Here is a 22790-nt window from a genome sequence, read left to right as displayed (position 1 = left end):
ATAAGATAAATTCATTAATCTCCATATCAAGTATTTGTTCAACCCCGCCTCCTACAATAGAGCTGAACATTAATACTTCTAATCTCAAGTTTTTTGGATAATCGGTGAAAAAAAATCCTTTAATACCTCTTGAATTTTCACATAATCAGCAATATCTAACTCTTCAATTGCTTCTTTTGCAACTGATGTCAAATTGGCAGTCAAAGTTACTTCTTTACTAAGGTCACTACCATTTAAGCGTTCAATTGCAAGATAGTCTCTAACTTTTGGACGTCTAACAGTAAGTTCTGAGACAGAAATTCCATCAACTGTTATTGGGTTATTAAGTGTTATAGCTTGCATGTTCCTCCTTAAAAAGCTAATTAAATAAAAATCTATATCGGCTTTTACATAACTAATTTCTTTGTTATAACTATGGTGCTATAAATAGGATTAGCTTTGATAAGAATCTTTCCTATGTTCAATTGAAGTAATAACTACTGTATGCTCTGGCGCATCTATGTAATAAAGTATACGGTAGGTACTTACACGTAGACTACGTTGCCCGCTTAAGTTGTGCTTTAATGGCTTTCCAAGTCCAATTGGATCAGCTGTTAGACGCTCCATTATTGCCTTCTTAATCATTAACTTTACTTTTGCTGGAAGAGCCGGAATGTCTTTCTTTATAACAGATTCTGAATAGTCTATATTGTAAGGCTTAATCCCAGAAGGCATCTTGATGTTTAACCCTCTTTTCTTTATAGCGTTCGTCAGCAATCTTAGATAATTCCATATCTTCAATTTCTTCTTCCATTAATTCAGTTAATAACTTTAAAACGGACTTGTCTTGAGATTGTGCTACACTAACAAGTAAACCAGTTAGCTGCTCTATGGAATTTGTATGAGCTTTAGAATCCATATTAACTATATACCTACAACTTCTTATATTTTAACATTTTTATGTAATTTTGTCAACCATATTAGATCCCTAGAATCGTTTGTAGCAAGGCCATTTGATCAACACCATTTATCTTTCTTATCATATTTTCAGCATCGATTTCTATCAGCTCATTACCGCCTATAGTAAGTTTATAGTAATGGGCAGCTACAGTACATTTCAGCGTTGCTTTCTCAGCAGGTTTCCAGTTACCAAAATCAAATTCTTTAAAAATGCCTCTTAAATTGATTATTACTGCTCCAATATCATTACTTCCACTACCTTGCATTCCACCTCTGAGCGTCAAAGATACCGAATTTCCATTTATCAACCCAAATAGCCGAAAGAGCTCTGTATCGTATTCAGCAAAAGTGAAATCTGCTTCAAGCTTTTCCATGCCCATGTCAATACTTACTATTACCCACAAATATAAAGTTCGTGAGCAAGTCGCCATCCTTCTGCTAGATCAAAGAGACGTCTCCATCCTTTCCAAATAGTAATGGGTCCTGGTTCTAGATCATTTTTTCTAGCCAAATGTCCTCCAAGTTGAGCAACCCATGAAACAGCTTCTTTTATAGTAGGAGTTGCATTTGAACATGGTTTTCTATGTATTTTTACATATAGAACTTTCCATTCTTCTTCGGCTAATAAGGTAGTACACGGTAATGTTGGATCAGTTCTTGCAATTGTTGTAATAAAGAAAATTCTCCAAGCAATAATACTCATTACTGTTAAATATCGCATCAACCTTTCTGCTGTTCCAAGCCTACATTCTTCAACTTTGAGACCAGATTTTAAAATTTTATGTAATATTTCTATTTTCCATCTAAGACAATACCACCTAACTTTTTCAACAGCTTCATCAAAGGTATTGACTGGAAGATTTGTTAAAAGCATCCACTCTAGCGGACTTGTTTCAGAAGGAAAGTCTTTTTCAACAACGTAAACTGCATAGTGTGGTAATTTAAGTAATTCTTCTTTCTTATGCCTAATACTATTCTTAGATGGATGCATAATAAACTTTCCGAATCTAACTTCCAAATGTGCTGTTCTTTTTGGCTTATTATCTTTTGCAGGAACTTCAACTTTTACCGTACCTGCACAATGAGAGGATTTAATAAATTCCCATAACTTCTGCTCACCTTTTTCAGGATATCGAGATTTTCTATTTACTGCCCTATCTTTGGAAGCTCTAACTAACACTGCCGAATTAAGATTATGTGCAAGCTCAAAAAACTCATATATATCTGCTTCTCTATCGCATATAGTTATAGTCTCAGTTTGAGTTGAATCAATAATGTTGTTTGTGTTGCTTAAAGTTTCTAACCATTTTATACTCTCTTTATCTTCAATGCGGATACTGTCATTGTTCTTTTTTTTTATGTTTTCAGATTCTTCAGGTCTTGAATAAATTTTTTGATCTAGTATCCCTAGTACCAAACCTTCTATACTAACAGCTAGAGCTGTATGCATTATAATACCTTGACTATGTTTTCTTGTAATAACTCCCAATCCACTTGTTTTTTCATGGTCTGTGTATGAAATATAACTTGTATCTTGGATCACAAAAATTTTTTTATGGGCTTTTGTTCTTTCAACTGTTTTAGCAACGTGTGAAGCTAGAATATCGCCTTCTTTCACGTTCTCATTTTGAAAAAAACGATATGCTGCTTTTGCTTCTGACCAACTTCCACACGCCTGATTGATTGAGCTTTCAGGTAAACTTGTAAAACTATCAGCAATATTTACTAATCGGTCAGTTAACCTTTTATCTCCAAGTACAGCATCTCCAAATTCATTTTCAGCCCATTCATTATTCCTGTTTGCCATTTTTTACCCTCAATGTTTGCAAACTTTAATGTTGTAATACTTTATTTTTATGTCCATTTATATTTGTGGGTAATAGTAAGATGTCAATATTTATTGGAATATCCATACCACCAGCACGGTACTCCTCTGTTTTTATGGTAAGCTTTGGTAGCGTTATTTCATCAATTTTTCCTGCATAACCACGACCATCTACAAATACGTTAAAATTTCTCAGTATTTTGGGTAACACTTCGCTTTCTCCTAACTTATTACACTATTATTTACAAGATGGGATCTGAATATTATTTGCTCAGCTGGATATGGCGGTGTAAACTCAAAATCAAAAGACACTTTTCCGCTTGCAATATTTGCCGGTGTATTGAGTTCGGGAGTTGCATAACATTTTCCACTGATAATTGCTCCTTGCGCTTTTAAACTTGCAAGGTAAGAATTCACCCCCTCAATCACATCATCTATATAAGTTTTTGTGATATTGCGATCAACTGCCCAGAGATGAGCTCGAAGTAAACTATCGTTAATTAAATCTGCAGTGCGCCTTACTGATAGAAAAGCCCATTTCGAATCGTTTGAACATGTTCTATTTCCCCAAAGCCTATAGCTATTTTGATGAATTATCGTTGTTACTTCATTTTCATTTAAATGGTTTGCTCTACAATTTGTATTACCGAGCGTAAAATCAATAGGCCTGCTTGTTCCAACAATACTATTTATCTCTTTATTTGAAGGCGAATGCCAAAATCCTTGCTCGCTGTCTATCTTAGCTATTAACCCAGCTACAAATGGACTCGATGGCAAGATTTCTTCTTTTCCTTCAATAAATACCTTAACCCAAGGATCAACTACGTAAACTCTTGAGCTGCCTACACTTTTTCTCCATTTAATTGCTTCTTCATCATTAGTATTTGGTCCATCTGCTACTATTATAGCTCTTAATTTTTCTGCTATAGAAATTAATGCTGCAACCACTGGATTTTTGCCATCTTCTGGTAATTGATGAGTAAATTGAGGTGCAATTAATATTCTTGGAGCAACATGAACTATACTTTCACTGCTGAGAAATGCCTCTATCCCTTGATATTCTCCAGTCTCTTTATCAACTCCACCGATTATACTTTGAATAGTTTCACTTTCTTTGAGCTTTGGATCGCTGTTTTCACTTTCTTTAACTCGAATAACTACTACTGTTGCACCAATCTGGGAAAATATTCCATTTATTGCAGAAGGTAAACTGCCACTCTTTCCGAGCTTTGCTGCTTCCTTTAAGCTTCCTGCAACTAACACTGGTTTATTTAGCGGAAATTTTTGCTCATCTGCTTCAGGTGCAGTACCAATTACACCTATCACTGATGATTTAGCTGTACGTACTGTCTTTGCTCCTGAGGTTACCTCAATAACATTTACGCCATGTAAAAATTCTTCAGCCATTTCTTTGTATTTTTTTCCTGAAATCATCTAGCAAAGTCTGTAGCTCATTTTTACTTTTGGCTTCTGCAATTTTCTTCTTGGTAATGTCTTCCAACTCTTCACATTTAATTATTTCTTTTACTGCTTTTTTTGCTTTTTCTTCAATTATTCTTGCCATTTCAATAACTGTAATACCACGGACTTTTGCTAATGGTTCTATAATTTCTGTATCCTTTTTACTTATAGACTCTGGTGCTGCTAGAATGCTTTTTGCGGCTTTTTCTTGTATTTGATACGATTTAGCTTTTTGGTGAGAATTTCCAGCGTATTCGTTAGTATAGTTATTAAAATAAAAACGAAGTGCAGAAAGTTTCGCATTTTCCAATAACTCCAGCTCAATATCTTCCTTATTCCTTTCAACAATTTTCTCTCCTTCTGTTAAACAATAACTTTTTTGCCAGTCAAAATTCTTTGGTGCTTCATACCAATCATTTCCAGTTGGCTTGTTTTCAAGTGTTGTTGTTTCAATCTGCTTGTGGTTTTCAAAACGTATATAAATAGTCACAAATTCCTCCTCATTGCCATATTTGATCAGTTCGTTCTAACCCTGGACATTGCCAAGCCCTGAGCGTCCTTTCCACATCTACCTCAAGCCCTGTGGTGAGAAAATTGCTACGTATGTTATAAATCCCCCACTGAATAAATTGACCATAGTTGTGTACATAATTTGATGCAAGCATACCTTGACTAACTTGTGTTCTGGAATACAGATAAGATGATGTGTAAAGTAATATTGCAACTGTTTTTCCTGCTGGAATCTCCACATTACCAGATCCGGCTAACTTGCTATCAGAACTCATGTATTGGTAAACATTTTTCCATACTATTTTTGAAATACTTGATTTATTAGAATTAGTGTTATCAGGAGTTCCCACAAATAATCCTGCTCCCCCATACTCCGTACTCGAATACGATGATCCAACAAATTCCATTGTCTTATTTATGTTCACATTGGTTGTATTTTTTACAAATACTACTCCAAGTGCAGCATACGGGTAATAGTATATCTCATCATAACTACCCGAAAAACTTTTTGTGCATAACTCTCCGTAAATAAATGTTCCTTTACTTCCCTCTATAAAACTTAGTTGTCTTGGCCGATAAAAACTAACGTAATCTGTATTGTACGTATGGCTACCTGCTAGTAGTTGTAACATATAGTCAGTTTTTGTTATATCACTACTCCACTTTCCAAGCTCTGTCGTAAAAGTTCCGTGGCCAAAATAATTATTTTTTCTGCCAAGTACACCAAATAAGAAAGGTAATGACCCTGGTTCAACCATGTTGCGCTTTCTTATTTCATTTATAAGAGACACTTTTAACTGTTCATCCCGAGTTTTTACCTCATTTATCAGGGATGTTTTTAATTGGTTATCACGAGTTTCTATTTCCCTAATAATTGATGAGCCAGATGGTACATTATTAACAGCACGAAAATCTTCTACTAAACCTTTAAGACCATCTTTATGACTATTACTAATGCTATTTATTGCTGCAATATTGGCATTCTTTCTCGTATCAAGTAGCGATAAATTTGTTGTTCCTTTTTCATCAATTCTCTTTAATAACTGCTTCTCTGATTCAGAGATCACTGCTAAAGAACTAGCTTTTTTATTATCCAGATCAGTTAAGTGTTTTTTTGCACTATCAAGAAGTTCTTTTAGCTTACCATCAGTCATCTGTACAATTTCAGAAATTGCACTTTTGTCGACTATTGATTCCAATGCTTTAGCAAGATATGCTAATTGATCTGGTGTACTGTTTGCTGCTAAATCCTTAAGCCTCTTTTGTAGTGAATCAATTATCTCTTTTACCTCAGTCATCTGCACAATGTCAGCAATAGCTTTTTTATCTGCTATCAATTCCAGCGATTTTGCAAGATATGCCAGTTGATCTGGTGTACTGTTTGCTGCTAAATCCTTTATCCTTTGGTATATTGCTTCTTTCATTTCCAAAAATTTAAAAAAGTCTCAAAATTAAACCGCTCAAAATTACTCTTAAGTTGATTATGCTCATCTTCTCTTTCGGTAATATCTTCATCTATTTTCTTAATTGTGGTACGGATACGAACAACATCTTGCACAGCAATGTTTTCTGGATGAGGCAAAGAGTATCCTCTACTTGTTTTATCATCTGACATTCTGCTAAGTGATAATGATTCGTAGATTTTTGACTTTTGGACGATAGACAACCGTTCCACTTAAAACCAATTTTATCCTTGTATCATTACCATTAAAATTTGATAGCACATGAGTTCTCTCTACCAAATTTTCTCCAATTGGTTTTCCTGATGTTAAATTTACTAATTGCCAATCCACGTTTTTTTGTACATATGCTTTAACATCTGCAGTGCCAGGTATCAGCGCATCATATGTTATGGTAATCTTAGTGTTAGCTCCTGCTGTAATGCTTCTTGTAACATAATCTCCGAACTCTGAAAGATTACCCAGAACTAGCTGTAACCCAGGATAGAGAACTGGACTTTTTTCTCGCCCTCCTTTTAGGCTTGCTTTTACCGTTAATTCCCCATTTATTCTTTCACGCAGCGCGAGCGGCAAATTATCAGACAAAAAGTTTTCTCTTCCCTCTTCATCTGTCAGAATAAATTCTACATTGGTATCAAATGCTACTTTTTCGACGTTCGTCAAAACAATTAAATCTGATACATTATTTACAGTAACTTTGCCCAGGTCAACAACATAAGAAACTTCACTAAATTTTGCAGCTAGTAGTCGAAACGTTAAATCTAAATTTTGATGTGGAGTCCAGGTGCTTGCATTGCTAGATGACAGTAATACTCCTACTTGATATGGTTGACTTTCCATAAGATGGTACAAGCCTCCACCTTCTAGGTGGAGAAACTTTAGTTTGTCAATGTCATAACTGTACTTTATAAAGTATAGTTATGACGGAATATGACAAAGGAAAACACACTGTATTTTATCATAGGTACCATATAGTCTGGATTACAAAATATCGGTACAGAGTATTAACTAAGGCTATGAAGGAGAGAATACGAACAATCATAGCAGAAGTATCTGAAGAAATGGGGATTAAGATAGAAAACGGAGTAATATCATCAGATCATTTACATTTATTCGTAGTAATACCTCCTCATATAGCTGTGAGTGATTTTGTTCAAAGAGCCAAAGGCAGGTCTTCACGCAAAGTTCAACAAGAATTTCCAGAGCTAAATAAAATGTACTGGGGAAAGCGTTTTTGGGGAAGAGGATACTTTAGTGCTACCAGCGGACATATCACAGATGAAGTCATTAATGAGTACATCAATAAACATACAGATGCACATCAGCCTCATTCTATATCTAGTATAAGATTGGAGTAGCTTTAGCTTCTCACCGCGCTTCCAGCGCTATATCCAACCTTTCGGCTCTCAGCCGATAGTGGTTGAGTTGTTACCCAACGGCTATTTACTGCATCATACTTGCCAAGCTCTGCTATTTTTACTGCAGTATCTGCATCATCAGTAAGTAGTACTATCGCATACTCCTCTCCTGCATGGCAAAACATTGGTGACCATTCTATACGTGTTGCTGTGCCATCTATCTTTATATCTTTTGGCTCAATATAACTTTCAGCAATGACAGTCTGCGAGGGCATTCCCACTGCTGTTTCTCTAATCTGCACAACAACACGTTTTTTGCCTTTATTTATAAACCATAACTCTAGACCTCCTATGTGTCTGCTCTCATTTAAAGTAAATGTTTGCGCTAAAGGATCAACTCTTCTTGCTGCGATAACTCTTCTTCTTTCTTCTATGGTAATTGTTTTTTTACCAGTATAAGTTGCCTCTCCATAGCTTCCTTTATCCCCGTAAAACTGTACTAATTTAGTACCTGCTGGAATGTTTGCTGGCACTTTCACCTTTCCCTTTAATTTTCCCTGGTTGTTAGCTGTGAGCATATTTTTACCTCTTACGCAGTAGGCTGAATGAAGATACCATCGAACTTCACCTCCTTGAGCTTTTCATTTGGCTCAAAACCTTCGATCTCAAAATTCTGTACTGCTTCTCGCATAAATTCAGTTTCATAAGAATTACTTGACAATAGCTCTGTTGTTTCTCTAGTATTAAACACTCTAGTTACTGGACTTTTCCAATTCGTGGTAACCTCCGTCCAGTGATCGATATTTTTATTTAGAGTAATTTGTGCCGGAAAAGCTTGATATGGATTAATTTTTTCACTTTTAGTCTGTAAAAGCTGCTCCAGTACCGGTTCAAGTTCATACGGCAATAAATAAGTTTTTTCTCCTTCATCAATATCAGCAATCGTTACATCTATTGGTAAAATTAATTCCTTGTTTACTATTGCTGCAGACTGCGAAATTCCTTGATCACGCATATCATCATCAAAGAACGAATCAACAAATACTCCTTTTTTGGTGGTAGGTTCTCTTGAATTTGCATCATTGCGTAAACGCTCCTGTGCAACAAGTGCATAAAGATCATTTATTCCTTTTTTCATTGCTTCAAGCTCATTCATCGGTACAGCATGAATAGCATTATTCACTATTTTTACCCCTTCTTTTTCTCCGTTTTTCCATGTCTGATGAATGTAGCAGAGCAAAAGTTGTCCGCTAGGTGCTTTAGGCATTGATGGTCGCCAAGGGTGAGCTATACCTTTTATTCTCCTTACTGCTCCTTTGCTATCGATAGTAATTAAATCATAGCGGGGCATTTTCCAGGTGTAATCAATCAGAACCAAGCTGTTATCAACTGCTCCTTTTACTTTACACCCCTCGTCATTTATATCTTCAGGACTTACATGAGTACGACAGCGGTAAGTTATTTGATAACTACTTCCAGGAGCTGGTTCTTTACCTGGTAATGACCAATCAACGTTTCCTGCGTTTAGTTTGTAATCTATACTGTTTTCATAAATAACATTGCCTTGTTTAACTTGAATAATCTCAAGTACTGCAGAGTCAGGTATCGGATCAATAGCTCCAGAGTATGAACCATGAGTAACAGTAATGGTTTTCTGAACAGTTATAGCTCTTCTCATAATAGTCAGAATAAAAAAGCAGAATCAACAGCTTGACGGAAAGACTTAAAAATAGGGATATTTTTTCTAGCTCTGTTCTTTATAGCAAACCACTGATGCTCAATTTTGTTAAAGTCTGGAGAATATGGAGGAAGATAAAGAATTTCAGCACCAACTCCTTTAGCAAGATTATCTATTTTTTTAGATTTATGAAAAGTAGCGTTATCAAGAATTACAGTTTGGCCAGACCTTAAAATTGGAGTTAAAAACTGCTCAAACCAAGCCTCGAAAACATCCTTATTGCAATATCCTTCAAAGGTCAATGGAGCAATGATTTTCTCTTTATTTAGAGCTGCAATCATACTGACCCGCTGAGCTTTTTTACCTGATTTTAGTGAATGAAACCTCTCTCCTTTTCTGCAGTATCCGTATGGGTAGTCTTCTGTATTATCTATTCCAGATTCGTCAATATATACAAGATTTTCATGACGTTTTGTTGCTATAACCTTTGAAAAGTGAGCTCGCTTCTCTTCATTTCTTTCTTTATATCCGTAGGTCTTTTTTTCTTGTAAATCCAATATTTTTAAGTGCACGGTGAATCGTTTGTCTACTGATATTGCCCCAGAGTTTAGCCATCTCTGACTGAGTTTTGCCACCATGGTTTTTTGCAAATTTGGTAAAAACATTCCAGTCAGTAATTTTATGGTTATATCCTACGCTTCCAGGCTTTTTTGACTGAAAATCTCCCGTTTCCTTACGTCTTTTCTGCCACTCATATAGAGTTGTTTTTCCAATTTTAAATCTCTCGGCAACATTTGCTCTACTTTCTCCTTCATCCAATGCTTCCATTGCTTTTTTCCTTAAGTCGTAACTATACGCTGCTGGCATACAAACCCCACTACCATAAATCCATATCTTAACTTGTTTGGATTATTATGAGAAGAGCTATATATCTACTTTTTTAATTTCACTTATTGGAAAATCATTAACTTTCAGTTCCATTACTCTTTGGCTATTTGGCTGAAAAGTATGTGGTTCTGATTCAACTGATTTTATATCCGGATCTTCATCAAAAGAAACACGAATACTGTGAGGAAGTTCAATCTCATAGCCATCAACATGAGCTTTGCCCTCATTAATCACAAATATTTTTTTTCCTCCTTCTCCCTCTTCCTTTTGCAGGAACATTACTTCAAGGCCATTTACGACGTAGGAACCATTTGCTTCTTTGTCATAACGAGCAAGAGCAGTAGTTACTATTTTTGCTTGTGGAGGTGGTGAATGTTCCATTAATACTCCATTTTCAATGTTATAGATTGGATAAAACTCTCCTTCAGAAAAACGTGGAGAAAGACCTTCTGCTTGATAACCCCAAGTGATAGTAGCTCTAAGAACCTGTCTTGAAAGGACTTAATTAACAAGCATAGTCATATTAAATATTTCTTGAAGTAAGGAGAGCACGCTCATACGTCACGCAAACAACGTTTGGGAATAATCTAAGGTTCTGTGATATCAGCAGCTTTCTTGCCCCGTTTTCAGTAAACAGTGATTTTTCTATATATTAGAAAAATTTTTATTTTAATTAGCGTTAAACAATAGGCGCCTATTGGTTTTTAGCTAAAATAAAGGTCAAGTATCTGGAATTCTGAACATAAAATCCCCCTGTGTAAAAAAGATTAGAAAAAAGTGCAGCGCACATACGACAGAGATTAAGTATACGTGTATACACTGAAGAAGATAGACTACATTTTTTAATTAATTTGATTGTTTAGTAGAAAAAGTCTGCAGACAAAGATAAGTTTTTGAGCTCTCAAAATATCTCTAACTGTAATTATAATCAGATTTAAAATATATGGAAGCAATTTTTTACATTCCCTTATCATTTGTTACTTTTCTATTTCTTGCTTTATTCTTTTCTTTTTTCCCTTTCAAGACAGGTTCTAAGCCTTGCAGCTCCTACTTCCTGATAGTTTCTTGTACCAATAGCAGGATCACGAAGGTTTTCATCCTCAAGTTCTGTAATCGTAGATTCTACATAATAAACACCTATGCGAACTGTGGTACTCAGTGGAATAACAAATTCTTCTTTTTCAACTTTTCTAACTGCACCGCGCAGATAGATTTTTCCTGACTCAAGTGTAACTTTACCAGTTTCTCTATCTATAATACAATTGCTTCCCGTTATAACATCACCATCACGAAATATTGCATCACCTATGCCTTTAAGCTTAGAAAGAGCATACTCCTGAGTCTCATTTAATTCTGCAGACTGTAGACCTCTTCCTGCAAGGAACAAACTTTTTTCGTACTCTTTGTCAGGATTAAAGCGGTTATAATAGGCGTTTAAAGTCATTTTATGCTAGAAAAATTCAAAAAGTTACAACAAATGAAAAAGTTTCCCGAGTTGCAGATGTTCTGATAAGTGGTACAGTATGTTCTAAAACTAATAAGATCCCTGGGTCTTCTATATCTTGTGGTTCAAAATACCTCTGTCCTATAGGTAATTCTTCTTTTACTTTAGTACCAACCATAACCCCTAATTCCCGTATAACTTGATTTGCTGCGTTTGTGAAATCGAAAGTAAATTTGAGATAGAGATTATTAGTTGGTACATTTGAGGGCCTAAACCTTCCAGATGGAGTTATAAGTTCACCGTTTTCATCACCTGTGCAGAATAGCACTTCGTCTGCAGTACGTCTGCCAAGTTCATTGAGCAGCTTTTCAGAAGTTATCAGCTCTGGTGGTGTGCTTTCACTATACTCTACAGTAACTTTATCACTTACTGGAATAGAGCTATTTTCCGTAAGTTTTATTACACCAGTACTGCCATTAACTGTATAGTCAATACTTGGCTGATAAGTTGTTTGCCCTGTAAAAAGCTTCACATCTTTAATAGGTTGATGATCAAATTTTATTTCACCCTTAACGAAAGTTTTTTCTACTTTGTGGCTACTTTCCCAACTTGAATCACCTGTTCCCCAAGCAAGATGGATAGATTGCTCTTTTATGCTGGCTGCTATTGCTGCTCTTCCTGACTGTGTGAGTATTGACATTTTTAATTAAGCCCCCTATATTATATATGTACGGTGAGTTCAAAATTCGTCCGCAAAAATCAAAATATTTTTTTATATCAGGAAAATTTTTTAGGAGAATAGCTCAGCTCCACAGCTAAACTTTCCAACACCGCGAGCAAATGGTCCGCTAGGAATGTCAAGCCATTTATCTTCTTTTGAGTGTGTAGCCATTCCTTTAACCAACTTCCGTGCTTGTAACAGCTCTTGAACTATACGCTCCATTCTATCTCTTCCTATACTGTGAAACTCCTCAGGTAGTCTATGCCGCTGTTTATACACTCCTGTACTTCCTGTATGGGTAAATGGATGTCCAGAAATTGCTGCTCGTGTAATTGCAGTTATAAGATGCTGCTTTGAATCTTTTTCGTTCATATTTTTTATTCTTAATCTTTCAGTTATGTCCTCTAACAATCCTGTTTCTTCATTTCTTAAATAAGTGCGTAAAGTGCGATCAGCCAAACCGTTTGCTTTAACAATTGCTCCATAAAATAATGCGTTCTGTCTTACAGATTCTCCTATTGATTTAAAAATTGTCAGTTTAGCTGTATCTTCCACAGACCAAAAAGCGTATGAACACCTAACACCATTAACAAGAGCAGATGTACCTCTAATGGCATCACGTGCTTGCTCAACAGTCGATATAGGTTTTTCACTTTTTGGCTTTCTCATATGATGGGCAGTAATTATTGATGCTCCAGTGCTACCTGCTAAATCAGATAATAAAGACATCAAATAATCGCCTACGGCTGGGTCAGTATTTAAATCAGCATGCACGAATGATGCAAGTGGATCAAATACGATTAATTTTAAGTCTTTTATTTTATTAAGTTGTTTTGTTATCGATTCAAATTCAGGAGAAGTCTCTATAACTTTACCTGAAACACTCTTTATGATTGTAAGTGATCCACTAACATTTGGTAATGGTACAATAAAGAGCCTATCTTTATATTTTAATCTTTCGCATTGCGAATCAAGACGCTCTAAACGACGATGTATTTCACTCATATCATCTTCTGCTGAGAAAATTACCACAGATCCATGTTCAGTAACTAAAGGACCAAAACCACATGGCTGATCTTTTCTACTCGCAACTTTCAGTGCTAAATCAAGCAGAAGCATACCTTTGCCAGTATCTCCCATTGCAGCTAGAATAGATGTCACTCCTAAAGGAAATAACCCTTCAACAAGAAACTTTTGCTCCGGTACTGGACCTATAAAACGTTCTACGCTCCATTCTTGAATATTAAGCAATTGCTTAACGATGATTTTTTTCGAGTTATTTTCAATGAATTCAGGAATATTCATCTTTTCTTCTATACCATCAGCTGAATCCCATCCTTTTGGTTTATTGTCAGGTATTTCAAGAAGAGTAAGTGATAAAACACCAAGAAAAGTAAGCTTTTTCACAACTTTCTCAGCATATTGTTTACCTGGTTCATCATTGTCTGGCCAAATAATAACATGCTTACCCTTAAGTGGTGACCAGTCTGTTTTTTCTATTTGTGCATTTGCTCCTAACATTGCAGTTGTAGCAGTTATACCTTGCTCTATCAGAGCATCTGCACACTTTTCACCTTCAACTAAAATCACCTTATCAGATTTCATAATACCTGAAATATTATATAAAGGCCTGATCTGTGGTGGAGTAAAACTAGACCTTTTTACATCAAAAGGAAGATATCTTTTTCCTGAATCAGTGTTATAACGATAAACTGTAGCAATCACTTGATCACTTTCATCGTAATAGTTCCATGATGCCGTTGGTTGCCCCAGAGTGTTATTTTTTTCCGAATAACCAATCCACTTAGCAATATCTTCTATCGTATCAGTAAATTGATTTTTTCCAGTAACAGCAGCCCAAAGATCAAAAATATCTCCTCCTTCTCCGGTAGAAAAATCATGCCATAATCCGGCTTTACTGCCAGTTAACTCCACTATCATACTTTTTCCTTGATTGCCTTTTAGATCACCTACATAGAACTTATCACCACGAAAAGTTCCTCTTGGCAGTAAATAAGAAAGACATGACCTTATATTTGATAGGAGTTGAGTTCTTAACTGTTCTTTCTTCCCTAATAATTTATAATGTCCATTTCTTTGTGAACAATAAATATCCATACCTACCTGAAGAATTTTTATGTTCTAGCTATAACGTTAGCAGATTTCCAACATCCATTAATCTTATTGATGAATTTTGTTGGTATAGATCTACCGTTTCTAAGTTCATATACTACTTGTAAGATATTTGTACGTTTATTGGGTTGAAATATTACTATTCCAGATGTATAAAAACTTCTTAAAGCGTTAGCACCAACGAGAGCTTGAAATGGATTCTTTTCCAATGTAGAGGTAGATACTTTTTTGGTGTGATTTGTGATGATTATTCCAGCCATAGGATTAATCTTGGAACGTAGTTTTTCTATTGCATGCTGCAGACCATAGTTAACGGAATTATAAGGAGAATCAATCACAACTAAATCAAACTTTTCCTCTACCATATTTTTTATTTTTTCTATACCTTCTTCATTTAAGGTCAAATTCATCTTGTTCGTCACAACTAAGTTTTCTGTTGCTAAATGAGGAAGTTTGTTGAGTTGTTGTATACGTTCTCTAATGTAGTCATATTCCATTTCGTTTTGTAGATAGAATATTTTTAGTGGTCTTGTAGGCTTCATGCCAAGAAATGATCTTCCTGCTGCCAGATGTACTAATAGAGAAAGAAGAAAATGACTTTTGCCAATCTTTGGAGTACCACCTATGACCAAAAGACCACCTGGTGTCAAAATTCTTGGGCCTATTATATCTTTTGGCATTGGTGATTTATCGTTTAAGTAATGGTTTACAGAAAATGCTTTTTCTTCGTTTTGTTTTTCTTGTAATATGGAACTTCTTTCATCTTTACCGTTCAACCATGTTTCAGCAGAATCTATATTACCTTTAACTAAAGTCCAAAGGTCTATTATATTTCCTTTCTTTTCTTCGATCAGGTTGTACCAATTTCCTGCATTTTCTCCTTCCATTTCAACTATTATCTTATTTCCATTTCTACTGCCAATATAGAATTTATCTTGGTAAGATTTGCCTTCAGGTAACAAATAAGATAAACAATCTTTGATGTTATTAATTAATAATGATTTTATTTTCAAAGCATTTTTAGATGAAAAATCCATAAAATTCTCCTTGTTTATTCCAAATTTGTTCAACATATTTTTTAGACGTTTAAAGTCAAGATTAGCCAGCTCACAAACAGTTTCAAAAGATCGTGAGCGAATCCATTGACAAGCCTCTTTTTTAAGTTTAGGGTTTTTTCCTGCTGCATCCTGAATAGCTCTAGTAATAACAGCAGCCCACAACTTTCCTTCGTCATACTTCAAAATGGCAACCAATCATCTTGAAAACTTTTTTGTAATTCTGGAGTAATAACTGTAGTAATCCTATTTCTATCTCCGTATGTATTATTAGTTTCAACGCCTACTTTTACTGTAAACTCTAAATCGTTGAAATCAGCTATAGAGTTGATTTTTCTAGCAGTAACTGCTTTCTCTGAAGTGTCATTTGCATGAATATTTCTGGATGATTCCAAAATACTACGCAGCATAGAACGTCCAGATTCTCCCCAGATGTCTTCTTCACCTTCTGCTTTGCCATTTTTGATACCTATAATCTGAAAAATCTTGCGTTTTGCATATGGGCCTTCAGTGACAGTAAATTCTACATTTAAATAGATACTGCCAGTAGTGTAGTTTTTAGTGAACCAATTTTCATAACCTCCAGGCTTTATTGCCATTTTTACCTTGACTATTGTACCTTTTGGTATTAAACTGCTTTGCAGTTTCGCGTTATTAAAATCAGTTAAAAAATCTTGTAGCATACGCTCTCCTATAAGTTGACTTTAAAGTGAAAATTAGCTATTCCATTAGCTGCCAATGACCATTTATCTTATCGACAAGTTTATTTTGCACGCGTTCACCATTACGAAGCTCAAATACTATCTGGCGTACACTACTTTCTTCATCATGAGCAAACATCACCATACCAGTACTGTAAAATCCACGTAAAGATCCAGCACCACTTAGGCCTTGGAATGGATCTTCTTCGAGCATCTTTTTTGATAATTTTTTTGTATGATGAGTGAGTACAATACAAGCATCTGGATTGACAGCACTGCGTAGCTTCTCAAGAGTCTTTTGCAGAAAGAACAGCATAGCACTATTATCATTTTCATTCCCATATTCACTGCTAAAGATGTTACGTAATGGATCTATGGCCAAAACATCAGGTTTAAATCGTTCATTTACAATCTCCTTAATTTCACTTATTTCATCATGATTAAATGATAAGTGCACTTTTGGCGTAATGATTAAGTTGTTAGCAGCTACATTCAAAAGTTCATTATCAAGTTGTTGCAAACGTTCTTTCATATATTCATATTCAATTTCAGTTTGCATGTAGAAGATTTTCAAAGGTCTATTTGGTGTCATACCGAGAAATGATCTACCAGCAGCCATGTAAACAAGCCAAGAGATCAAAAAGTCGCTTTTGCCAATCTTAGGAGGGCCACCAAATACTAACAAACCTCTTTTAGTTAGAATTCTTGGTGAGATTATATCCTCTGGTATTGGCGATCGATCGTCCAAGTATTCTTTCACACTGAAAAAAGGAATTTTTTGACCAATAGTTAAAAAGTTTTGTAGCATATAATAACCTCCTATATGTTGGGCGTGACAGGTTGAATTGCAAAAGCTTTAGTTTTAATTTTTGTAAGAAGTTTTCCTAGATGCGGTTCTTCAACCATATTAAGGCAACCACTTCGATCTTTAGCAGGATATCCCCAAGAATTAATCGTCTGACAGACAAATGAACGAACCTCTGTACCATCATCTTTCTTGATTCCAACCATACTGATTACCTCATCAACAATACCTGGAATTTCACTTGCAGTTTTAGCTCCTTCACATTGAGGTAGCCAAGTTGAGCGATTGAAATCATCGAGGTATTGTCCAAGAGTTCCAACTGTAATGATGTCTTTATTTGGAATATGTTGAAACTGATTGAGCCAAGCCATCATTTCTTGAGCAAGTAACCCGTAAGCAGCTCTCATATCTTGTTTTCCTGATCTTTCAGAAAAAGCTTCAGGTTGCATTTTTGCCCATAAAAGACATAAACGCGAGGCTACTGTAATACTATCGATAAAAACACATCGATACTTGAGAAACTCCGAAGCAAGCTCTTTGTATTTACTGGATACATGCTCATAGTGTCTTTGGCTATATGCTGAGTCAGATTTTAACGCAGGATTAGGACCACCTATGAGACATGCAATATCTCTTGCCTCATTCCAAGTACGAATACTTACAGAATCCCCTTGCCAATCTTGAACAGCAAGTAAACCTGCCTCAAAATCAAGACAAAGTGTTGGTTCATTTATGGTCTTTAAGAGACTAGTTTTACCTATACCATAAGGACCAAAGATGACCATTTTTATACCTGTTTGAACTTTTAGCCGTTCATTGCTGTTCATTATTTTCATTTTTCTCCCAGTACCTAAATATATATGTACGATGACCTAGGCAATTCGTCCGCAATTTGCAAAAAAAAATTTTGAGCAAATATAATCGAGAGCTTATAACTTCTCTAAAACTGAGAATTTATCGCGTATTCGTTCTAGTGTGCGATAGATAGTTGTCTTTGGTATTTTGGTTATTACAGAAACTTCAGTAATAGTAAATACCTTAAGTAATTGACATAAATTACTATCTTTTTCAGACAAAGTTGAAATTATATTATTTATATCAGTGCGAATTATCGCTTCGATTTCCGAGTTCCTATGATCTGGAATATCGTCGTTTATATCATCAAAAGTTATATTACGTTTTAGACACAACTGATTGCGTAACATATTGCGAGCACAATAATTAGCTAATCTAGCAACGAAAGTACTAAAACTACTTCTTTTCTCATCGTGCTGGTTCAGATATTGCCAAACCTGACAAAAAAGCTCTTGTTCTATATCTTCGAGACTTTCGTTAATAAAACAGCTTTTGGATTTAAGGCGCGAAGCTTGAAATCTCACATGTTTAACAATTGTAGAATCGATTCCTTGATAAGAATTCTTCATAAAAACTCCAAAAGTTTCATGAATAGAGATTTTTACCAAGACTTTGTATGACTAATTTATTATAAAAAAGTAGTAATAATTTTTTTATCTAAAAGAATAAAATCTTTAAAAATTAAAATAAGATTTAAACGTTTTGATACACTACTGAAGCTACTTTTTCATAGGTAAAAAACTACCAATTTCGTACCTAATTTCTGAGTTACTAATTAGTATTTCAGAAAGCAGTGATCGTTAAGTTATTGATAATATTGTCTTTTTTATGTTCTATTCCTAAAAGCCGTTTCTAAAGTTAAGTGGCTAAAATCGGCCAGTGAAGAGGATTTACGGATTACTGAAGTCTTATATATATTATATATATATTTAAATACAGGTAAAATATAATATATGATAATATAATAATATAAATATTGGCGTAATATAAGTTATGTAAAATAGTTATTAAGATAAGTAAAGATGAAAAAAACTCAAATGGCAGGATATGAAATTTTTTTTAATTTTTTTTCAAAATTGCGGACGAATTTGCGAGTCATCGTACATATATATTATACAGGGCATTGAACTTTAATTACACAAAGGAGTTTTTGTACGTCAATCTTAACGCTAGATCTCGGCAAGCAAACCGGCTGGGCAATTCTAACAGATGGAGTAATTGAAAGTGGAAGCAAAAGCTTTCATGGTAGCCGTTTCAGTGGAGGTGGAATGTGTTTTTTAAGTTTTCACAATTGGCTTAATTCTTTGAAACATGAGTTCACTGCAGTGTATTTTGAGGAAGTAAGAAGACATCTAGGAACTGATGCAGCGCATTGCTATGGCGGTTTTCTCGCAGTTCTGTCTGCTTGGTGTGAAGAGAACAATATTCCCTACCAAGGTGTTAATGTTAAAACTATAAAACGCTTTATAACAGGCAAAGGCAATGCAAGTAAGAGTGAAGTTATTGAAGCGATACGTGAAAAAAGTTTTTCACCTAGAGATGATAATGAGGCCGATGCTTTGGCATTAATGTTCTATATTAGTAAAGATATTAATAAGACAAAAAACCCATAAAAAGTGGGTCCTTTCGGCCATAATGGCGGGTTTGGTGGTGCTGACCTCAGGCCTTCTTTAGCGTCAGAGATATTTCGAATATTAACTTTTTAATTATTAAGATATGAATTTAGCAATCCACTACTATCCTATTCGAAACCTAGTTGAATATGAGCGTAATCCTCGTAAAAATGATGACGTAGTAAATAGAATGTGTGCTTCAATCAGGGAATTCGGCTTTCGTATACCAATAGTTGCAAAAAGCGATGGTACTGTGGTTGATGGTCATTTAAGACTTAAAGCAGCAAGAAAACTTGGTATAGAAAGTATTCCTGTGGTTTTAAGTGATAATTTAAATGAACCACAAACTAAAGCTTTTCGGTTACTTGCCAATCAATCAGCTAATTGGGCAAAGTGGGATGATGATCTTTTAAAGGTAGAAATTCAAGAGCTAGAAGATTTGCAATTTGACCTTAAAATGACAGGATTTGAATTGGAAAAAGTTCAACGGTTTCTCGATGATTTTGATGGTGAAAAAGAAGACCTTTCTGACTTAGTTGTTGATGACAAAAAGGTAGAAATAACAAAACCAGGTGATCTATGGATTTTAGGTGATCATCGAATCTATTGTGGTGATAGCTCTGTAGTTGAATCATATAAAGCGCTGTTAGATGATAAAATGGCAGACATTACTGTTTGTGATCCTCCATATAACGTTGATTATGGTAGCAGTCAAGAAAGAGAGGATAAAAAGATACTAAACGATAATCAAGGTGAAAAGTATGAGCTTTTTCTCTATGATATTTGTACTCATATTTTAGCATATACTAAAGGTGCAATTTACATCTGTGCATCATCATCAGAGTTTTCAACGTTGCAAAAAGCATTTGAGGAAGCGGGAGGAAAATGGTCAACATTTATCATTTGGGCAAAGAATCATTTTACACTAAGCAGATCTGATTATCAGAGACAATATGAAGCAATGCTCTATGGATGGAAAAGCGGTAATAAACGTGAGTGGCATGGAGGTAGAAATCAAAGTGATCTGTGGTTTTATGATAAGCCAACGCACAATACACTACATCCAACGATGAAGCCAGTAGAGCTAATGGAAAAAGCAATAGTTAATAGCAGCAGACCTGGGGATACTGTACTTGATCCATTTAGTGGCTCTGGAAGTACGCTGATTGCATGTGAGAGAACAGGAAGAATTTGCAGAACAATAGAGCTAGATTCAAAATTTGTAGATGTAACCATAAAACGTTGGCAAGTGTACACAGGTAGGGAAGCAATTCTTTCTGGTGCTGGTAAAACTTTTTCAGAGATTCAAGAAGAAAAACAGTAAGAAAAAAGTGGAAAAGATAACGCAAACAGAAATTTAGTAAGCCTTGGTAGTTGTAATATTAATTTACTGGTATATACCGTATTTTAATGAGTTTAGCGTAACAAATAACTTTGGATTAAATGTGGTGTACTCAATGAATCAAGAAAAGACGTTAGCTGGAGTAGTAACGTCGCAAACAAATAATGAAGCATCGTTTTCTGAAGAAGTAGAAAATAATGTTTCAAATTCTACACTATCTGTTAAGGAGAGAATTGAATTGTTTGAAAAAGGTACGAAGCAAGAACCTGACCTGAACACTGAATGCAAACTAGCTTCTTTAAATGTGATTAGCAATAGTAGCGATAGCAGTATTACAGCAAAAATAGACGAAGCAGGTGCTGATTTTTCAGTGAGTTGTTCTTCTTTAGTATTTGATGATGGTAAAGACATAGAGGACGAATTTAATGCAGTTTGTGAGGCAAATGGAATAGAATATAACCGTCCGTATTCTCTTGATCAGTTTGAGGCAGCATCCAACACATCTTCCAACCCCAAAATAGACAATACAAAAGAAATGCAAAAAGAGGAAGAGGATAAAGAATTAGGAGATAAACCAAAGCCGTTACCTAGGAATGGAATGTTGGAGAAGGACAATATTAGAAATGTAGCTCCACCTTCACCTAGAACAGCAGAAAATCATCGGTTGAGTATTATTCAGGATATTGCACCACCAAAGCTACCACATTCTTCTTTCCAATTAAATGGAGAAAAATGTGATGAGCAAGAAGCTATAGGAGAACCTATGTATGCAACTATAGACAAAAATAAAAAATTCTCGAAAAGAGGGTTAGATGGTGAAATAAACGATCAAAGTCCGGAGATGGAAAAGTCAAATTCTGAAGAAACATCAATTAAGAAAGGATCAATTGATGAACCTGTAGATCTGAATACAAAATTTTTAAAAAAGAGTTTGGAAGGAAGTGATAGTGGAATAGACAATAGAAGTGCAGAGATGACAAGATCAAATTCTCAAGTAACAGAAATGAGTGAGTCTTGTGGCAATCAAGGATGGGAGAATATGTCATTAAATCATGATAGTCCAGTTACACTTTCAACTAGCTCATCAGAAAAAAGTAATAATGAAGAAACCCCGTTAATTAAAAAAGAAAAGAAAACAAATAGAATTTTGCCAAGAGTAAAATATGCAGTGCAGCAGAAGGAATTTATAATTTTCGGTATAGCTGCTGTTGCACTTAGCGTTTCTGCAGCTTTGGTATATTTACAGGATAAAGCACAATTTATTGCATTTTTTGCAAACAGTGTCATCTATGTAACTATACCAATTCTAGCTGTTGCATTATTGGTTGCAATTAGTCCGATATTTTGTGGAATAAAGCAATTTAGAGATACTGAAGAGTGTCAAATAGGAGGAAAGAATGCGAATGAAACTTTGAATCAGGTGCTAAAGTATCAACCAAAAGATAAAGTAATAAAATCATTCAAACTTGAATACAGCAATGGTACTCATTCACATTTTACACTTAACGCTTGGAAGGGTAAGGACAACTTCATTAATATTGACAACAAAGTCATTAGTAGAAGGAATAAAGTAGAATCAGTAATCAAAGATAGGCCATTATTTACAGCATTATTAAGCAGTTTGGTTGCTGCAAATATAGTATGGCCTTTATTACTGTATGTGGAAGGTGGTATTAGTAGTGTACAGAAGTTTTACCAGAACGCTTTGATTAGTAACGTAGGACTATCAGTACTTGTAGGCTCGAGTATACTTGCACTATCAATGATATGCCTTGGAGTACATTACTACAGAAAAACAAATTGCACAAATCTTGTATATTGTGAGGAAAGAATTGAACCAGAAAAAGTTAATGAAAAGTTCATTGAGGAAATAAAGGAAGCAAGGACAAAAGTGCTTGAAGAAAACCATAGTAAAGATGCCAAATGCAGCAGTTTAACGCTAGAGCAAGTAGTGGTTGAATCTCATAACTACAAAGATGCAATTTATAGTATTAGTTGAAAA

The 22790-nt window shown here is 35.0% G+C and carries 20 protein-coding genes and 7 pseudogenes; 4 read left to right on the top strand and 23 right to left on the bottom strand.

Going from position 1 to position 22790, the window contains the following annotated elements:
• Window positions 1–84 precede the first annotated feature (84 nt).
• The 11 genes and pseudogenes from ABWU56_RS02825 to ABWU56_RS02775 all read right to left on the bottom strand — a co-directional run.
• Complete coding sequence (locus tag ABWU56_RS02825; protein WP_010405430.1) at window positions 85–342, bottom strand: phage tail assembly protein; 258 nt, start codon at window positions 340–342, stop codon at window positions 85–87.
• Window positions 343–432: 90 nt separating this feature from the next.
• Complete coding sequence (locus tag ABWU56_RS02820; protein ID WP_143688798.1) at window positions 433–714, bottom strand: type II toxin-antitoxin system RelE family toxin; 282 nt, start codon at window positions 712–714, stop codon at window positions 433–435.
• Window positions 698–898, bottom strand: coding sequence for a hypothetical protein (locus ABWU56_RS02815; RefSeq protein ID WP_007303020.1), 201 nt, complete (start codon window positions 896–898; stop codon window positions 698–700). The genes ABWU56_RS02820 and ABWU56_RS02815 overlap by 17 nt, the downstream gene beginning before the upstream one ends.
• Window positions 899–959: 61 nt before the next feature.
• Window positions 960–1331 (bottom strand): annotated as a pseudogene (locus tag ABWU56_RS02810) (phage major tail tube protein); the annotation flags it as partial.
• A gap of 2 nt (window positions 1332–1333) precedes the next feature.
• Entirely contained in the window at window positions 1334–2746 is a 1413-nt protein-coding gene (locus ABWU56_RS02805) for an IS4-like element ISWosp2 family transposase (RefSeq protein WP_264686125.1), read from the bottom strand.
• 79 nt (window positions 2747–2825) lie between these two features.
• A pseudogene (locus ABWU56_RS02800) lies at window positions 2826–2975 on the bottom strand (phage major tail tube protein); the annotation flags it as partial.
• A gap of 11 nt (window positions 2976–2986) precedes the next feature.
• On the bottom strand, window positions 2987–4171 hold the full coding sequence (locus ABWU56_RS02795; RefSeq protein ID WP_353280948.1) for a phage tail sheath subtilisin-like domain-containing protein: 1185 nt from the start codon (window positions 4169–4171) through the stop codon (window positions 2987–2989).
• On the bottom strand, window positions 4164–4715 hold the full coding sequence (locus tag ABWU56_RS02790) for a hypothetical protein (RefSeq protein ID WP_264707917.1): 552 nt from the start codon (window positions 4713–4715) through the stop codon (window positions 4164–4166). The genes ABWU56_RS02795 and ABWU56_RS02790 overlap by 8 nt, the downstream gene beginning before the upstream one ends.
• A gap of 10 nt (window positions 4716–4725) precedes the next feature.
• Complete coding sequence (locus tag ABWU56_RS02785; RefSeq protein ID WP_353281812.1) at window positions 4726–6159, bottom strand: hypothetical protein; 1434 nt, start codon at window positions 6157–6159, stop codon at window positions 4726–4728.
• Window positions 6156–6350 (bottom strand): hypothetical protein, encoded by a 195-nt coding sequence (locus ABWU56_RS02780; RefSeq protein WP_015589010.1) that lies wholly within the window; start codon window positions 6348–6350, stop codon window positions 6156–6158. The genes ABWU56_RS02785 and ABWU56_RS02780 overlap by 4 nt, the downstream gene beginning before the upstream one ends.
• Window positions 6351–6354: 4 nt before the next feature.
• A pseudogene (locus ABWU56_RS02775) lies at window positions 6355–7029 on the bottom strand (hypothetical protein); the annotation flags it as partial.
• A gap of 86 nt (window positions 7030–7115) precedes the next feature.
• On the opposite strand from ABWU56_RS02775, the gene tnpA reads away from it, so the two are divergent.
• Window positions 7116–7553, top strand: a complete 438-nt coding sequence (gene tnpA, locus ABWU56_RS02770) for an IS200/IS605 family transposase (RefSeq protein WP_006279552.1) — start codon at window positions 7116–7118, stop codon at window positions 7551–7553.
• Between the two features lie 59 nt (window positions 7554–7612).
• On the opposite strand, the pseudogene ABWU56_RS02765 reads toward tnpA, so the two are convergent.
• From ABWU56_RS02765 to ABWU56_RS02710, 12 genes and pseudogenes are all read right to left on the bottom strand, one after another.
• Window positions 7613–8131: pseudogene (locus ABWU56_RS02765) on the bottom strand (hypothetical protein); the annotation flags it as partial.
• Window positions 8132–8142: 11 nt separating this feature from the next.
• Window positions 8143–9225, bottom strand: a pseudogene (locus tag ABWU56_RS02760) (DUF4815 domain-containing protein); the annotation flags it as partial.
• Between the two features lie 11 nt (window positions 9226–9236).
• A protein-coding gene (locus ABWU56_RS02755) for an IS630 family transposase (protein WP_265028085.1) occupies window positions 9237–10098 on the bottom strand; the annotation gives its coding sequence in 2 pieces (ribosomal slippage) (window positions 9237–9774 and window positions 9773–10098; 864 coding nt in all).
• Window positions 10099–10158: 60 nt separating this feature from the next.
• Window positions 10159–10587: pseudogene (locus ABWU56_RS02750) on the bottom strand (DUF4815 domain-containing protein); the annotation flags it as partial.
• Window positions 10588–11149: 562 nt separating this feature from the next.
• Window positions 11150–11563, bottom strand: a pseudogene (locus ABWU56_RS02745) (DUF4815 domain-containing protein); the annotation flags it as partial.
• A gap of 16 nt (window positions 11564–11579) precedes the next feature.
• Window positions 11580–12263 carry a hypothetical protein gene (locus tag ABWU56_RS02740; RefSeq protein WP_353281810.1) on the bottom strand — a complete coding sequence of 228 codons (684 nt, stop codon included), beginning with the start codon at window positions 12261–12263 and terminating at the stop codon, window positions 11580–11582.
• A gap of 90 nt (window positions 12264–12353) precedes the next feature.
• Window positions 12354–14402 (bottom strand): AAA family ATPase, encoded by a 2049-nt coding sequence (locus tag ABWU56_RS02735; protein ID WP_353281808.1) that lies wholly within the window; start codon window positions 14400–14402, stop codon window positions 12354–12356.
• A gap of 17 nt (window positions 14403–14419) precedes the next feature.
• A complete protein-coding gene (locus ABWU56_RS02730) occupies window positions 14420–15658 on the bottom strand; it encodes an AAA family ATPase (RefSeq protein ID WP_353281806.1) in 1239 nt (412 codons plus the stop codon).
• The gene (locus ABWU56_RS02725; RefSeq protein ID WP_353281804.1) at window positions 15655–16155 is read right to left on the bottom strand and encodes a hypothetical protein; all 501 of its coding nucleotides are present in this window, start codon (window positions 16153–16155) and stop codon (window positions 15655–15657) included. Before ABWU56_RS02725 ends, ABWU56_RS02730 begins: the two co-directional genes overlap by 4 nt.
• Before the next feature lie 37 nt (window positions 16156–16192).
• Entirely contained in the window at window positions 16193–16981 is a 789-nt protein-coding gene (locus ABWU56_RS02720) for an AAA family ATPase (RefSeq protein ID WP_226079816.1), read from the bottom strand.
• Between the two features lie 11 nt (window positions 16982–16992).
• A complete protein-coding gene (locus tag ABWU56_RS02715) occupies window positions 16993–17814 on the bottom strand; it encodes an ATP-binding protein (RefSeq protein WP_226079815.1) in 822 nt (273 codons plus the stop codon).
• Between the two features lie 93 nt (window positions 17815–17907).
• Window positions 17908–18402 (bottom strand): sigma-70 family RNA polymerase sigma factor, encoded by a 495-nt coding sequence (locus ABWU56_RS02710; RefSeq protein WP_019236463.1) that lies wholly within the window; start codon window positions 18400–18402, stop codon window positions 17908–17910.
• 591 nt (window positions 18403–18993) lie between these two features.
• Here ABWU56_RS02710 and ABWU56_RS02705 point away from each other — a divergent pair.
• From ABWU56_RS02705 to ABWU56_RS02695, 3 genes are all read left to right on the top strand, one after another.
• Window positions 18994–19446 (top strand): crossover junction endodeoxyribonuclease RuvC, encoded by a 453-nt coding sequence (locus tag ABWU56_RS02705; protein ID WP_226079873.1) that lies wholly within the window; start codon window positions 18994–18996, stop codon window positions 19444–19446.
• Between the two features lie 103 nt (window positions 19447–19549).
• Complete coding sequence (locus ABWU56_RS02700) at window positions 19550–20770, top strand: DNA modification methylase (RefSeq protein WP_353281802.1); 1221 nt, start codon at window positions 19550–19552, stop codon at window positions 20768–20770.
• 133 nt (window positions 20771–20903) lie between these two features.
• Window positions 20904–22787: a hypothetical protein gene (locus ABWU56_RS02695; protein WP_353281800.1), complete on the top strand. Its 1884-nt coding sequence runs from the start codon at window positions 20904–20906 to the stop codon at window positions 22785–22787.
• Window positions 22788–22790: the final 3 nt, after the last annotated feature.

The organism is Wolbachia endosymbiont (group B) of Horisme vitalbata, from assembly GCF_964028625.1.
In the GTDB taxonomy this organism is placed as follows: domain Bacteria; phylum Pseudomonadota; class Alphaproteobacteria; order Rickettsiales; family Anaplasmataceae; genus Wolbachia.
This window is presented reverse-complemented; position numbering and strand designations above follow the sequence as displayed.